Annotated in this window: 13 protein-coding genes; 5 read left to right on the top strand and 8 right to left on the bottom strand. The window is 71.9% G+C overall.

The genetic code is table 11. The features are described 5' to 3' along the window. Positions 1-10: 10 nt before the first annotated feature. Positions 11-1,429 carry a family 2B encapsulin nanocompartment shell protein gene (locus ACGF15_RS04500; RefSeq protein WP_345612975.1) on the bottom strand — a complete coding sequence of 473 codons (1,419 nt, stop codon included), beginning with the start codon at positions 1,427-1,429 and terminating at the stop codon, positions 11-13. Between the two features lie 258 nt (positions 1,430-1,687). On the opposite strand from ACGF15_RS04500, the gene ACGF15_RS04495 reads away from it, so the two are divergent. The 3 genes from ACGF15_RS04495 to ACGF15_RS04485 all read left to right on the top strand — a co-directional run bounded on the left by ACGF15_RS04495 (position 1,688) and on the right by ACGF15_RS04485 (position 4,423). Continuing rightward, entirely contained in the window at positions 1,688-2,677 is a 990-nt protein-coding gene (locus ACGF15_RS04495; protein ID WP_392796907.1) for a 1-aminocyclopropane-1-carboxylate deaminase/D-cysteine desulfhydrase, read from the top strand. A gap of 319 nt (positions 2,678-2,996) precedes the next feature. Beyond that, positions 2,997-3,410: an anti-sigma regulatory factor gene (locus tag ACGF15_RS04490; RefSeq protein ID WP_018845530.1), complete on the top strand. Its 414-nt coding sequence runs from the start codon at positions 2,997-2,999 to the stop codon at positions 3,408-3,410. 23 nt (positions 3,411-3,433) lie between these two features. After that, complete coding sequence (locus tag ACGF15_RS04485) at positions 3,434-4,423, top strand: RNA polymerase sigma factor SigF (protein WP_392796906.1); 990 nt, start codon at positions 3,434-3,436, stop codon at positions 4,421-4,423. A gap of 102 nt (positions 4,424-4,525) precedes the next feature. Here the strand turns inward: ACGF15_RS04485 and ACGF15_RS04480 are convergent, their stop codons facing one another. Continuing rightward, on the bottom strand, positions 4,526-4,957 hold the full coding sequence (locus ACGF15_RS04480) for a hypothetical protein (protein WP_345612968.1): 432 nt from the start codon (positions 4,955-4,957) through the stop codon (positions 4,526-4,528). Positions 4,958-5,116: 159 nt separating this feature from the next. Between ACGF15_RS04480 and ACGF15_RS04475 the strand changes: the two genes are divergently transcribed. After that, entirely contained in the window at positions 5,117-6,085 is a 969-nt protein-coding gene (locus tag ACGF15_RS04475) for a diacylglycerol kinase family protein (protein ID WP_345612966.1), read from the top strand. Positions 6,086-6,405: 320 nt separating this feature from the next. Beyond that, positions 6,406-6,663, top strand: a complete 258-nt coding sequence (locus ACGF15_RS04470; RefSeq protein ID WP_003953983.1) for a WhiB family transcriptional regulator — start codon at positions 6,406-6,408, stop codon at positions 6,661-6,663. A gap of 197 nt (positions 6,664-6,860) precedes the next feature. On the opposite strand, the gene ACGF15_RS04465 is transcribed toward ACGF15_RS04470, so the two are convergent. The 6 genes from ACGF15_RS04465 to ACGF15_RS04440 form a co-directional block, all read right to left on the bottom strand. Beyond that, positions 6,861-8,336, bottom strand: coding sequence for a PAS domain-containing sensor histidine kinase (locus ACGF15_RS04465; RefSeq protein WP_345613263.1), 1,476 nt, complete (start codon positions 8,334-8,336; stop codon positions 6,861-6,863). Between the two features lie 324 nt (positions 8,337-8,660). Beyond that, complete coding sequence (locus tag ACGF15_RS04460) at positions 8,661-9,737, bottom strand: SIS domain-containing protein (protein ID WP_362615278.1); 1,077 nt, start codon at positions 9,735-9,737, stop codon at positions 8,661-8,663. Positions 9,738-9,816: 79 nt separating this feature from the next. After that, positions 9,817-11,358, bottom strand: a complete 1,542-nt coding sequence (locus tag ACGF15_RS04455) for a glycoside hydrolase family 3 protein (protein ID WP_345612961.1) — start codon at positions 11,356-11,358, stop codon at positions 9,817-9,819. An 8-nt stretch (positions 11,359-11,366) separates the two neighbouring features. Then, positions 11,367-12,203 (bottom strand): carbohydrate ABC transporter permease, encoded by an 837-nt coding sequence (locus ACGF15_RS04450; protein ID WP_345613261.1) that lies wholly within the window; start codon positions 12,201-12,203, stop codon positions 11,367-11,369. Positions 12,204-12,229: 26 nt separating this feature from the next. Further along, on the bottom strand, positions 12,230-13,246 hold the full coding sequence (locus ACGF15_RS04445) for a carbohydrate ABC transporter permease (RefSeq protein WP_392796905.1): 1,017 nt from the start codon (positions 13,244-13,246) through the stop codon (positions 12,230-12,232). A gap of 150 nt (positions 13,247-13,396) precedes the next feature. Further along, entirely contained in the window at positions 13,397-14,683 is a 1,287-nt protein-coding gene (locus ACGF15_RS04440) for an extracellular solute-binding protein (protein ID WP_345612957.1), read from the bottom strand. Positions 14,684-14,700: the final 17 nt, after the last annotated feature.

Below are 14,700 nucleotides of genomic sequence, written 5' to 3'. Positions count from 1 at the left end.
TGAGCACGCATCAGCGCCAGCGGCTCACCTCCACGTTCTCCAGGACACCGAGGGCGTCGGGGACGAGGACGGCGGCCGAGTAGTAGGCCGTGACCAGGTAGGAGATGATCGCCTGCTCGTCGATGCCCATGAAGCGGACCGAGAGGCTGGGCTCGATCTCGTCCGGGAGGCCGGTCTGGTGGAGGCCGACGACGCCCTGCTCCTCCTCGCCGGTCCGCATGCAGATGATCGAGGTGGTGCGCGCCTCGGAGACCGGGATCTTGTTGCAGGGGAAGATCGGCACGCCCCGCCAGGAGGGCACCTGGTGGCCGCCGATGTCGACCGTCCCCGGGACCAGGCCGCGCTTGTTGCACTCGCGTCCGAAGGCCGCGATGGCCCGCGGGTGGGCGAGGAACATCCTGGAGCCGCGGCGGCGGGACAGCAGCTCGTCCATGTCGTCGGGGCCGGGGACGCCGTCGTGGGGCTGGAGCCGCTGGCCGTAGTCGCAGTTGTTCAGCAGCCCGAACTCGCGGTTGTTGACCAGCTCGTGCTCCTGGCGCTCGCGCAGGGCCTCCACCGTGAGCCTCAGCTGCTGCTCGGTCTGGTTCATCGGCTGGTTGTAGAGGTCGGCCACCCGGCTGTGCACCTTCAGCACCGTCTGGGCCACGCTCAGCTCGTACTCGCGGGGCGCCGCGTCGTAGTCGACGTAGGTGTGGGGCACGACGGCCTCGCCGACATGGCCCGCCGAGAGGTCGATGGCGGCTTCGCCGTACGGGTTGGTGCGCTGCGAGGGCACCGCCGCGAAGCCCGCGAGGTGGGCGCGCAGGGAGTCGGCGCGGTCCGCCAGGTTGAGCACGTCGTCGCGGGTGAGCACGAGGACGGTGCAGGCGGTCGCCGCTCGGGCGGTGTGGGGCCAGACGGCCTCGCGGTCGGTGAGCGACCGGTCGCCGAAGTAGGCGCCGTCGGCGAGCACCTCGACGACCGCCTCGTCGCCGTAGGGGCCCTCGCCGACCTGCTCGACCCGGCCGTGCGCCAGCAGGAAGACCCGGTCCGCCGCCTCCCCGCCGGTGGCCAGGATCTCGCCCGCGGAGAACTCCCGCTGCTCGCAGCGGTTGGCGAGCTCGGCGAGCGCCGCCTCGTCGCCGAAGCCGCGCAGCGCGGGGAGCTCCCCCAGCTCGGCGGGGATGACCTCGACCCGGCCCCCCGTCTGCACGAAGGTCACCCGGCCGTCGCCGACCGCGTAGCTGAGGCGGCGGTTGACCCGGTAGGTGCCGCCCTGCACCTGCACCCACGGCAGCATGCGCAGCAGCCACCGCGAGGTGATCTCCTGCATCTGCGGGGCGGACTTGGTGGTGGTCGCAAGATTCCGCGCCGCAGCAGTGCCGAGACTCTGCCGGGGCGTCTGCTGCTCGCGGACGTCCCCTGCGGAACCAACCGAACCGACCGTCATGTGAATCCCTCTCGATCAATTGCTGACCTGCGAGGAGAACCCTGTCAGTACAGAGCGTCATCGCACCATTACACAAATGGGTGGGACTGGATCGGCACGAACGGGGAAGCGGCCGGATCGGCTCGCACGGTGTCCGGAAGCGCGGGCGCCCGGCGCACCGCGGAGCGGCGGCGCGGCGCACGTGCCCGCCCGGACCGGAGGGGCCCGCGCGGTCCCCGGTGCGCGGGAGAGGCGCAGGGAACGCCCCACAATGGAGGCGTGAACCGCTCCGTGAATCGCGACGCGCTGCTGGAGCCGCGCCCGCCCTCCCCGCTCCAGGAACTCCGCGACCCGGCGTTCGAGCGGCACGGGGTCAGGCTGCTGCTCAAGCGGGACGACCTGGTCCACCCCGAGCTCCCGGGCAACAAGTGGCGCAAACTGGCACCCAACCTCCGCGCCGCGGCGGGCCGCCCGCTCGTGACCTTCGGCGGCGCCTGGTCGCACCACCTGCGGGCGACGGCGACCGCCGGGCGGCTCCTGGGCTGCCCGACCATCGGCGTCGTCCGGGGAGACGAGCTGGCCTCGCGACCGCTCAACCCCTCGCTGCGCGGCTGCGCCGAGGACGGGATGCGGCTGGCCTTCACCGATCGCGCCACCTATCGGGCCAAGGACGAGCCCGCGGTCCTCGCCCGTCTGCTGGCCGAGGCGCAGGCGCCCGGGGACGCGTACGTGGTCCCCGAGGGCGGCAGCAACGCACCGGCGGTGCGGGGCTGCGCGGAGCTCGGCCGCGAGCTGCGCGACGCCGGGACGCGGATCGACGTGGCGGCGGTCGCGTGCGGCACCGGGGGCACGCTGGCGGGCCTCGCGGCGGGCCTCGGCGCGGGGCGACGGGCCCTGGGCCTCGCGGTGCTGCGGGGCGGCTTCCTGGGCGGCGCGGTGCGCGAGCTCCAGGTCCGCGCGTTCGGCGGACCGCGGGGCTCCTGGGACCTGGAGGAACGTTTCCACTTCGGCGGGTACGCACGGTCGGCCCCCGAGCTGGAGGACTTCGCCGCCGGTTTCGAGCAGCGCCACGGGCTGGCGGTGGAGCGGATCTACGTGGCCAAGCTGCTGTACGGCCTCGCGGCCCTGGCGGCGGAGGGGGCCTTCTCCCCCGGCAGCGCGGTCGCCGCGGTGGTCACGGGTCCGGCAACCGCCCGGCCACCGGCCCCAGAGGGCGGAACAGCCCTCTCGGGGCGGCCCCGGCCGGGCCGGCCGCCGGGCCCGGGGTGACCCCGGACGGCGCCCCGGACGCCGGGGCGGGTGGGGCGCGTGTGGCCATGGCGCTTTGTCGACGATTCGGCGCCATGGGCACGGGGTACGTCAACCATCCGCCGGTTCCGTGCAATTGGGCGGCGCAGACCACTAGCCACTGTGTGTACTCATGGGCTTACCATGAGTGATAGCCGCTGGCTCAGGGGTCCCCGGCGACAGGCAAGCACGGATCGCGATAGCGTCGCCAGGCCGGTACCGGTCGCGTGACCGCGTACCGCACCGCCGCGGGAACTCATCCCGCGCCCCAGAGAGAGCATGTGCCACCTTGGAGGTGAGGGTGTCCCAGATCGCAGGCGAGCCCGGGACCCAGGACTTCGTGGAAGTCCGACTGCCGGCCGCGGGTGCCTACCTGTCCGTGCTGCGAACGGCCACCGCCGGTCTCGCGGCACGGTTGGACTTCACCCTCGACGAGATCGAGGACCTGCGGATCGCGGTCGACGAGGCGTGCGCGATCCTGCTGCAGCAGGCCGTACCCGGATCGGTGCTCAGCTGTGTCTTCCGCCTCGTCGACGACTCACTCGAAGTGACGGTCTCGGCCCCCACGACCGACGGCCGGGCCCCGGAGCGCGACACCTTCGCCTGGACGGTGCTGTCGGCACTGGCCGGGAAGGTCGACTCCTCGGTCGCCGACGACCGTACGGTCTCCATCAGCCTGTACAAGCAGCGCGGCGCGGGGCCCGGGCCGGCGTGAGCAACGGAAACGGGGATGGTTCGATGCGGGAGGACGAGGAGCGTGCCCCCGGGGTGCTGAGCGCGTCGGCCGGCATCCCGGAGCAGCACGCGCGGCCGCACCCGATGGTGGACGAACCTGCGGAGCAGGCACCGGTGGGGAGCCCTCCCCCCGGTCTCCCAGGGGCAACTCCGGCCCGGGCGGAGCCCGGGGAGAAGGCGGACCGGATGAGCGAGCACGAGCAGCGGCACGAACACGAGCGGCAGCACCGGCAGGACGGGCCCGACCGCAGCGGTGCGCGGGCGATGTTCATAGAGCTCCGCTCCCTGCCGGAGCAGTCCCCGCAGCGCGCCGAACTGCGCAACCAGCTCGTCCGGATGCACCTGCCGCTCGTCGAGCACCTCGCCCGCCGTTTCCGCAACCGGGGCGAGCCGCTGGACGACCTGACCCAGGTCGCCACGATCGGCCTGATCAAGTCGGTCGACCGGTTCGACCCGGACCGGGGCGTGGAGTTCTCGACGTACGCGACCCCGACCGTGGTCGGGGAGATCAAGCGCCACTTCCGCGACAAGGGCTGGGCGGTGCGGGTGCCGCGCAGGCTGCAGGAACTCCGGCTCGCCCTGACCACGGCGACCGCCGAGCTCTCGCAGCTGCACGGCCGCTCCCCGACCGTCCACGAGCTGGCCGAGCGGCTCGGGATCTCGGAGGAGGAGGTGCTGGAGGGCCTGGAGTCGGCGAACGCCTACTCGACGCTGTCCCTGGACGTGCCGGACACCGACGACGAGTCCCCGGCGGTGGCCGACACCCTCGGCGCCGAGGACGAGGCGCTGGAGGGGGTCGAGTACCGGGAGTCGCTCAAACCCCTGCTGGAGGACCTGCCGCCGCGGGAGAAGCGCATCCTGCTGCTGCGGTTCTTCGGGAACATGACCCAGTCGCAGATCGCGCAGGAGGTCGGGATCTCGCAGATGCACGTCTCGCGCCTGCTGGCGCGGACCCTGGCCCAGCTGCGGGAGAAGCTCCTCGTGGAGGAGTAGGCCGCCGCTCCCGCCCCGGTGTGCGGAGCGGGCCGTTGCGAGGAGGGGAGCACCCGCGCGGGTGCTCCCCTCCTCGCATGGCGCGGCGGTCCGGCCCGGCGGTCAGACGGAGGAGTCCCCGCCGCGCGCGCCCGCGGCGCCGATGCCGAGGGCCTGTGCCGTGGCCGGGTTCACCAGCAGCACCAGTCCGGCGACCGCGACGGCCGCCAGGACGATGCCCAGCGGGATCAGCACCCCGGTGGCGCGCAGCAGGGTCCAGGCCGGGATGAGCGCGATGAGCTGGGTGATGATGGCCGGGCCCCGGCTCCAGGCGCGCCGCAGCAGCAGCCCCCGCGCGGCGGCCAGCGGGATCACGCCCAGCAGCGCGAGCGTCACCCCGCCCGTCTCCGCGGCGGAGGAGCTGTCGGGGTCGCCCGCGATGCCCATGACGAGCATGAAGAGGCCGCCGGCGACGAGTGCCAGGCCCTCGGCGGCGCAGACCGCCGCGGCGGCCGTCAGGCGGGAGGGGCGGGGGGTCGCTTCGTCACTGCTCACCCCAGCAGGGTAGCCGCCGCCCCCGGCACGGCGGCCGGGGACGGCGGCCGGGAGACCGGCGGCCGTCCGCACCGGTGCACGGCACCGGGCCGGGGGCGGCCGCGGCGGCGGATCACCCCGGACTGGGCCGGATACCTCTCGGTAGGTACGCTGCATCGCATGCGTGCACTTCTCGTGGTCAACCCGGCGGCTACCACCACCAGTGCCCGCACCCGGGACGTGCTGATCCACGCGCTGGCCAGCGAGATGAAGCTGGAGGCCGTCTCCACCGAGTACCGCGGCCACGCCCGCGACCTCGGCCGGCGGGCCGCGGAGTCCGGCGAGATCGACCTGGTGGTCGCCCTGGGTGGCGACGGCACCGTCAACGAGGTGGTCAACGGCCTGCTGCACGCCGGGCCCGACCCGGAGGCGCTGCCCCGCCTGGCCGTGGTGCCCGGCGGCTCGACCAATGTGTTCGCCCGCGCGCTCGGCCTGCCGAACGACGCGGTCGAGGCGACCGGCGCCATCCTCGACGCGCTGCGGGACCGCACGGAGCGCACGGTCGGGCTGGGCCTCGCCGCCGGCACCCCGGGGACCGAGGACGAGGGCGTCCCGCCGCGCTGGTTCACCTTCTGCGCGGGGTTCGGCTTCGACGCGGGGGTCGTCGGCCGGGTGGAGCAGCAGCGGGAGCGCGGCAGACGGTCCACGCACGCCCTCTACGTCCGCCAGGTGCTCCGCCAGTTCCTCGACGAGCCCCACCGGCGGCACGGGACGATCGCCCTGGAGGGGCCCGACCTCGACCCGGTGCGGGACCTGGTCCTGTCGATAGTCTGCAACACCTCGCCCTGGACCTATCTGGGCAACCGCCCGGTGTACGCGTCCCCGAAGGCGTCCTTCGACACGGCGCTCGACATCCTCGGACTGTCCCGCCTGTCGACCCCGGCCGTGGCCCGCTACGGTGCCCAGCTGCTCAGATCGACCCCGGAGCGGGGACCCCGGGGCAAGCATGCGGTGACGTACCACGATCAGACGGACTTCACCTTGCATTCCAAGGTTCCACTGCCCTTCCAGATGGACGGTGACCACCTCGGCCTGCGCACGAGCGTGACGTTCACAGGCGTTCGCCGTGCACTGCGTGTGATTGTGTGAGTGGAAGGACCGAAAGTCCTTTATCTCGAACGTACGGGCGCGCATCCACCCCATAGAAGTACGGCTGTGACCTAGTCGACACCGAGGAATCAAAAAAAACTTTCCGGAAGGGGTTGTATCCGCCGCCGAGGTTTGCGAATCTCTACATGGCGATCGGGACGGCCCGCAACACCGGCCCCCACAGGTCACCGAAACCCTTCCACGAATCCAGGACCCAGCGCTGGGCACCCCAGCCGTCGGCCCTTCCCTTGCGGGGGGATTCGTGAAAGCGTTCACATTCACAAGCAACGTGCAAGAAACACCAAGGAGAGGTAGCAGCCATGGACTGGCGTCACAACGCCGTTTGCCGCGAGGAAGACCCCGAGCTCTTCTTCCCCATCGGCAACACCGGTCCCGCGCTGCTGCAGATCGAGGAAGCCAAGGCCGTCTGCCGCCGCTGCCCCGTCATGGAGCAGTGCCTGCAGTGGGCGCTCGAGTCCGGTCAGGACTCCGGCGTCTGGGGTGGCCTGAGCGAGGACGAGCGCCGCGCGATGAAGCGCCGCGCCGCCCGCAACCGGGCGCGCAACGCCAGCGCCTGACGCCCCCTGCCACCGGCTTCCCCCGGCGGCGCGTGCACCCGACGGCACCCGTTCCGTAGACGGCGAGCACGCATCCACCGCCTTCGAGCCGCAGCGCGCAGTACCCGATGCGCATTCGCACATGCGAGCAACGAGCTTCGAGCCCCGGACCCGACGAAAGGTCCGGGGCTCTTCGCTGCGCACGGGCGGTGGCCCGGTCAGCGCCGGTCCGCCACCGGCACGTCGAGCACCACACGGGTACCGCGCCCCGGCTCCGCCACCGGGAGCATGTCGAAGGTGCCGCCCAACTCCCCCTCCACCAGGGTCCTGACGATCTGCAGGCCCAGGTTCCCGGCCTGCCGGGAGTCGAAGCCCTCGGGCAGCCCGCGCCCGTTGTCCTGGACGGTGATCAGCAGCCGGCCGCTGCCGGGCCGGGCGTCCCCGCGCACCGCCGACACGTCGACCGCTCCCTGCTCGCCCGGGGCGAAGGCATGCTCCAGGGCGTTCTGGAGGACCTCGGTGAGCACCATCGACAGGGGGGTGGCGACCTCCGCGTCGAGGATGCCGAAGCGGCCGGTGCGGCGGCAGTCGACCTTCCCCGGCGAGATCTCCGCCACCATGGCGATCACCCGGTCCGCGATCTCGTCGAACTCGACGCGCTCGTCCAGGTTCTGCGAGAGGGTCTCGTGCACGATGGCGATGGAGCCCACCCGGCGGACCGCCTCGTTGAGCGCCTCCCTGCCCCGCACGGAGTCCATCCGGCGGGCCTGGAGGCGCAAGAGGGCCGCCACGGTCTGGAGGTTGTTCTTCACCCGGTGGTGGATCTCCCGGATGGTGGCGTCCTTGGTGATCAGCTCGCGTTCCCGGCGCCGCAGTTCGGTGACGTCCCGCAGCAGGACCAGCGAACCGATGCGCACGCCCTTGGGCTTGAGGGGGATGGCCCGCAACTGGATGACCCCGCCGTTGCCCTCGACCTCGAACTCGCGCGGCGCGTAGCCGCTGGCGAGCTTCACCAGGGCCTCGTCCACCGGGCCCCGGGAGGGCGCCAGTTCGGCCGTGGTCTGCCCGAGGTGGTGTCCCACCAGGTCGGAGGCGAGCCCGAGCCGGTGGTAGGCGGAGAGCGCGTTGGGGCTGGCGTACTGGACGACCCCGTCGGCGTCGAGCCGGACCAGGCCGTCGCCGACCCGCGGCGAGGCGTCCATCTCGGACTGCTCCCCGGGATAGGGGAAGGAGCCCGCGGCGATCATCTGGGCGAGGTCGGAGGCGGACTGCAGATAGGTGAGCTCCAGGCGGGAGGGGGTCCGGACGGTCAGCAGGTTGGTGTTGCGGGCGATCACTCCGAGCACCCGGCCCTCGCGGCGGACCGGGATGGACTCGACCCGCACCGGCACCTCCTCGCGCCACTCCGGGTCGCCCTCGCGCACGATGCGGCCCTCGTCCAGCGCGGCGTCCAGCAGGGGGCGGCGGCCACGGGGCACCAGGTGGCCGACCATGTCGTCCTGGTAGCTCGTGGGGCCGGTGTTGGGGCGCATCTGGGCCACCGAGACATAGCGGGTGCCGTCCCGGGTGGGCACCCAGAGGACCAGGTCGGCGAAGGAGAGGTCGGAGAGCAGCTGCCACTCCGAGACCAGCAGATGGAGCCACTCGAGGTCGGACTCGCTGAGGGCGGTGTGCTGGCGGACCAGATCGTTCATGGAGGGCACAGCAGCGAGGGTACCCGCGGGCCGCGGCGCCGCGACGGGACCCTCAACCCGTACGGCACCGCAGCCCCGAGTTTCCCGGCCGACGGGTGTGCGGTCCCGTCCGCCGTTTCAGAGGTCTCGGCGCAGTCAGGGCAGAGAGCGTCGGGGACCTCGTTCCACCCCCCTGTGCGGTGGGGGGAGGAGGCTCGGTGCGTGCCGCGCACCCAGGGGCGCGGCCCTTCCATTGTGGACTAGACCATTTGGCGCTGTCCATGCATCTGGAGAGTTTAGTTCCCGCGCCATACTTATGCACCGGGCAAATGGGACCGGCTGCCGTCAGCGTGTCTCGGTGACCTTCGCCAGGGCCCTCGGGGCGTCCGGGTCCTGCCCGCGGGCGATGGTCACCTCGTAGGCCATGAGCTGCAGCGGAAGGATCTCCAGCACCGGCTGGAGCTCCTCCGGGACGCCCTCGGTCGGCAGTACGAAGCCCGCGGAGGCGGCGGAGACCTGGGCGGCCGGCCCCACCACGAAGAGGTCCGCCCCCCGCCCGCGCAGCCGGTCCAGGACGGGTTGGAGCGCCTCGCCGCCCCTGCCCTGGGTGACCACGGCGATGACCGGGGAGACGTTGTCGACCATGGCCAGCGGCCCGTGCAGCAGATCGGCGCCGGAGTAGGCGAGGGCGGGGATGTAGCTGGTCTCCATGAGCTTGAGGGCCGCCTCCTTGGCCGTCGGGTAGCCGTAGCCGCGCGAGGTGATGACCATGCGCTCGGCGAAGCGGTAGCGGGCGGCGAGGGCGCGGACCTCGTCCTGGCGGCCGAGCACGCGCGAGGCGAGTTCCGGCAGCGCCCCGGCGGCGGAGGTGTCACCGTCGCGCAGGCCCTCGGTGAACAGGTAGAGGGCCAGCAGCGAGGCGGTGTAGGTCTTGGTGGCGGGCAGCGCCTTCTCCGGTCCGGCGAGGACGTCGACATGGAACTCGGAGACCGCGGCCAGCGGCGAGTCCGCGTTGTTGGTGACCGCGAGCGTGATCGCCCCGGCCTCGCGGGCGGCCCGGGTGGAGGCGACCAGGTCCGGCGAGCCGCCCGACTGGCTGACGGTGACGACCAGCACGTCCGTCAGGTCGGGCCGGGCGCCGTAGGCCGTGGTGGTGGACATCGAGGTCAGGCCGCAGGGCAGCCCGAGCCGGATCTCCATGAGGTACTTGGCGTACAGCGCGGCGTTGTCGGAGGTGCCGCGCGCGGTCAGCAGCACGAAGCGCGGCCGCCGGGCCGCCACCTCCCGGGCCACCGCACGGATCCGCGGCGCACCCTCGTCGAGGATGCGCCGCAGGACCGCGGGCTGCTGGGCCATCTCCCCGGCCATGACCCGGCCGGGGTACTCGTCGTGCTCGCTGCGCTCGGCCGGGGTGGTGGGCATACCGGACCTCCAGGACGGTGGGTGCCGGGGGCCGGCACGGCGCCCGGCTCTCCCCCCGGCACGGCACGGTTCGCCTCGGTCAGACCCCGGCTTCCCGGCCGGTGAGGACCTCGGCGGCGGCACGTCCGCAGACGCGGGCGGCACCGCGGGTGGCGATGTGCAGCGCCCCCCTCGGTTCGGCCCGGTCGATGCCCATCTCGACCACGGCGGTGTCGGGACGGGCCGCGAGCAGGGCGTCGAGGGCCCCGGTCATCCAGGGGTGGCGGTGGGCGTCGCGGACCACTGCGACGATCCTACGGTCCCCCGCGTTGCGCAGCACCTCTGCCACGAGCTCCGCGGCGGACGTCTCGCCGGTGTAGGTGCCGGTAGCCGTACCGGGCAGCAGCCCGGCCAGCTCGGCGGCGATCCCCCAGGGCGTCTCGTCGCCGACCGCGAAGTTGGCGACGGGCGTCAGCGCCGCGACATAGGCCGGGCCGGTGAAGGGCTCGAACGGCCGCGCCCCCGGCGTGAGGCGCACGGCCCGCCGCGCGGCGACGAGGCCGATGTCGGAGCCGGGCGCGGTCCCCTCCTGTGTCGCCGCGCCCGGCTCCGTCGCAGCCCCCCTGGCCTGGCGGGTCCACGCGGCGAGTGCGCGTACCCGCTCCGCCGCGTCCGCCAGCCGTTCCTCGGACAGCTCTCCCTTGCGCACCGCGGCGACGAGGGCGTCGCGCAGCCGCAGCACGGTGTCCTCGTCGTTCAGTCCGCCGCCGACGCAGATCGCGTCGGCCCCGGCGGCGATCGCGAGGACCGAGCCGCGCTCGATCCCGTAGGTGGCCGACACCGCGCGCATCTCGATGCCGTCGGTGACGATCAGGCCCTGGTAGCCCAGCTCCTCGCGCAGCAGACCGGTGAGGATCTGCGGGCTGACGGTCGCGGGGCGGGAGGGGTCGAGCGCGGGGAGCAGAATATGCGCACTCATGACCGCTTTGGAACCCGCGGCGATCGCGGCGCGGAAAGGCACCAGGTCACGGGCGTGGAGTGTGTCCAGGTCCACATCGACCCGGGGCAGGTCCTCGTGGGAGTCGACATTGGTGTCGCCGTGCCCGGGGAAGTGCTTGGTGCAGGCGGCCACGCCGGCGGCCTGCATGCCCTCGATGTAGGCGACCGTGTGCCGTGCCGTCAGCTCCGTCTCGTCCCCGAAGGCGCGCACCCCGATGACGGGATTGTCCGGATTGGAGTTGACGTCGGCGGACGGCGACCAGTTGAGGTCCACTCCGCAGGCGGCCAGCCGGCGGCCGAGTTCGCGGGCGACGGCCCGGGTGAGGTCCACGTCGTCGACGGCGCCGAGCGCGTAGTTGCCGGGGAAGGAGGAGCCGCCGCGCACCTCCAGCCGGGTGACGTCGCCGCCCTCCTCGTCGATCGCGATGAGGACGTCGTCCCGCTCGGCGCGCAGCTGCGCGGCGAGGGCGGCGATCTGCTCGGGGGACTCGATGTTGCGGCCGAACAGGCCGACCGCGGACAGGCCCTCGCCGATGTGGCGCAGCACCCAGTCGGGGGCGGTGGTGCCCGGGAAGCCGGGCTGGAGGACGGTCAGGGCGTCGCGGGTGAGTGTGGCGGACGAACCGCGCAGAAGAGTCGTCATGGGGCGCGTTATCCCTTCACCGCGCCGGCGGTCATCCCGCCGACGGCCCGGCGCTGGAGGAACAGGAAGACGATGAGCACGGGAAGCGCGAACAGCGTGGAGGCGGCCATCGTGGCGCCCCAGTCGTCGCCGAAGGCGGTCTGGAACTGGGTCAGCCAGAGCGTCAGGGTGTGCGCCTCCTTGTCCTTGTTGAGCACCAGGACCATCGCGAACTCGTTCCAGGCCGTGATGAAGCCGAAGAGCGAGGTGGACATCAGGCCCGGTGCGAGCAGCGGGAAGATCACCTTGCGGAAGGCCTGGCCGCGGGTGCAGCCGTCGATCTGGGCGGCTTCCTCCAGCTCCACGGGGACGGCGGCGATGAAGCCGCGCAGGGTCCAGATGGTGAAGGGGAGCACCATGACGAAGTAGATCGCCGTCAGCAGCGGGATGCTGTTCAGCATGGCCCCGTCACGGGCGATCATGTACATCGCGATGACCATGACCTCCCAGGGGGCCATCTGCGCCATCATCACGACGAGGACCATGGCCTTGCGGCCCTTGAACTTCATGCGGGCGATCGCGAAGCTCGCCGCCAGGGCGACCAGCAGGGCCAGCAGCACCGCGCCGAGGGTGACCACCAGGCTGTTGCGGACGAAGGTCCAGAACAGGTCGACGCCGGTGGCCGTCGGGTAGTTCTCGAAGGTCGGGGTGAAGAAGAAGACCGGGTCCTTGCTGAGGATCTCGTGCTGGGGCTTCAGCGAGGACGAGAACATCCAGTAGACCGGGAAGAGGAACACCGCCGCCAGGACGAGCGCGGTCAGGTTCTTCAGGATCGCCGCGGGCCTCAGCGGGGGGCGGCGGCGCAGGGACTGCGGGGTGCTGGTGGGAGTGCTCACTGCTCCTCCTCCTGCTTCAGGATCAGGCGGAAGTAGAAGGACATGGCCGCGAGCAGCATCACGATCGTCAGGATGGAGATCGCGGCGGCAAGGCCGTAGTGCTGCTGTCCGAGGCCCTCGATGTAGGCGTAGACGGGGAGGGTCTCGGAGCCCCGGTCGGGGCCGCCGAGGTTCATGGCGTAGACCTGGGCGAAGGCCTTGAAGACCCAGATGATCTCCAGGAAGGTGGTGATCAGGAAGAAGGGCTTGAGGTTCGGGAAGACCACGGACCAGAAGGTCCGCCAGCCGCCCGCGCCGTCCATCTTGGCCGCCTCGTACAGCTCGGAGCCGACGGTGGTCAGGCCCGCGTACATGTTGAGGGCCACGAACGGGACCGAGCCCCAGACCACCAGCAGGGTCACGATGACCAGGGTGGAGAAGCCGGTCTCGAACCAGTTGTGCTGCTCGTACCCGGCGAAGCCGAGCGTGCGCATCAGCCAGTTGACCACGCCGAACTGCTCGTCGAAGAGCCAGCGGAAGATCGTCACGGAGGCCACGATCGGCATGGCCCAGGCGAACATCAGGGCGAGCGAGAGGGTCAGCCTCATCGCCTTGCCGAGGCGGTTGAGCAGCAGGCCGATCAGCGTGCCGAGCCCCATGATCAGCGCGACGTTGGCCGCGGTGAAGAAGAGGCTGCGCAGGACGACGTTCCAGAAGTCCGGGTCGGACAGCAGCTTGGTGTAGTTGTCGACCCCGATCCAGACCGTCTCGCGGGTGATCATCTCCCGCCGGTTGAGCTGCTGGAGCGAGAGGATCAGGTTCTTGACCAGCGGGTAGAGCAGCAGGACGGCCATCGAGGCGACGGCCGGGGCGATCAGGAGATAGGGCAGGATCCCGCTGGGCATCCTGCGCCTGCCGCGAGGAGGCGGCACTGCCTCGCCGGGGCCGGAGGCGGGTGGTGGAGTCTGCGACGCCGCCCCCCGGGGCGTGTCGGCGGAGGCGGAGTCCACCGCCCCCTGGGAGTCCACGGTCATGGTCTTCTTCCTCGCGGTTCTGGGGCTGCTGCGCCGGCGGGGCGCGCTCCCGCCGAGCACGGGCCGCGCCCTCGGCCGAGGGCGCGGGTCACGGCACGGGCCCGGTGGTGCGGCCGGCAGGGGCCTGGCCGCACCACCGGGTGCCGTGACCTACTCCTGGTTGACGCGCTCGGTGATGACCTTGTCGGCCTCTTCACCGGCCTTCATCGGGTCGGTGCCCTTGAGGACCTTGGTCATGTAGTCCTTGATCGGGTTGGGCGCGGTCTCGACGTTCACCCAGCCCGGGGTCACCGGGGTGATCTTGCCGACGGGGGCGGCCAGGCCCATGGCCTCCGCGAAGGAGCCGGCCTCCGGCTTGAACTGCACGGAGTCGTTGTTCGGGAGCAGCGAGCCGGTGACGGCCTCGGCGTACTTGGCCATGTGCTGCTTGCCGGCGGCGAGGGCCAGCCACTCGGTGGCGAGGTCCTTGTTCTTCGAGCGCTCGGCGATGGCGAGGTTCGAGCCGCCGAAGAAGACGGAGCCGGGCGTGTCGGCCGTCTTGCCCGGGATCGGGAAGTAGCCGAAGTCGGCCTTGCCGCCGGCCTCCTCGATGGCGGTGATCGCGCCGCCGGCCTCCCAGCCGAGGCCGATCCAGGACGCGACGTCGCCCTTGGGGACGATGTCGGTGGACTGCTGCGGGGTCGCCTCGTCCTTGTCCTGCGGGGCGGTGGAGAAGGACTGCAGCTCCTTGTAGAAGTTCATGGCGGCCACGGCCTCCGGGGTGGCCAGCGCGCCCTTCCACGTGTCGCCGTCCTTGACCGCGAGGTCGCCGCCCTCGTCCCACAGGAAGCCGGCGAAGACGTACCAGCTCTGGCCCGGCAGGTAGATCGGCTGGACGTCCGGGTCGGACTTCTTGATCTTCTCCAGGCCGTCGATCCACTCCTCGCGGGTCTTCGGCGGGGTCACACCGGCCTTCTTGAAGGCGGCCTTGTCGTAGACGACGACGCGGTTGGCGGCGTACCACGGGGCGGAGAAGAGCTTGCCGTCGAGCTCGGCCGAGGCCAGCATGCCCTTGTTCCACCCGGCGTAGCCGAGCTTGTCCTTGTCGGCGGTGAGGTCCGCGAGACCCCCGGTGACCGCGTAGCCGGCGGTCTGGGTGTTGCCGAGCTCCAGGACGTCCGGCGGGGTGTCCTCGGAGAGGGCGGTGGTGACCTTCTCCTGGATGCCGTTCCACTGCTGCGTCTCGACCTTGACGGTGACGCCCTCGTGCTTGGCCTCGAACTCCTTGTTGACCTCGGCTATCCAGGCCTCGGGAGCGGAGCCGTCCATGACCCAGACGGTGAGCGTCTTCTCGCCCCCGGCGCTGCTGTCGCCGTTGTCGCCGCCGTCGGTACCGCACGCCGCGACGCTGACCATCATGCCCGCGACGCCGATCGCCGCGATGAGCCTGCGCTTCACGCAATCCTCCTCAGGGA

Origin of the sequence: Streptomyces sp. NPDC048001 (genome assembly GCF_043203115.1) — a bacterium.
Taxonomy (GTDB): domain Bacteria; phylum Actinomycetota; class Actinomycetes; order Streptomycetales; family Streptomycetaceae; genus Streptomyces; species Streptomyces sanyensis.
This window is presented reverse-complemented; position numbering and strand designations above follow the sequence as displayed.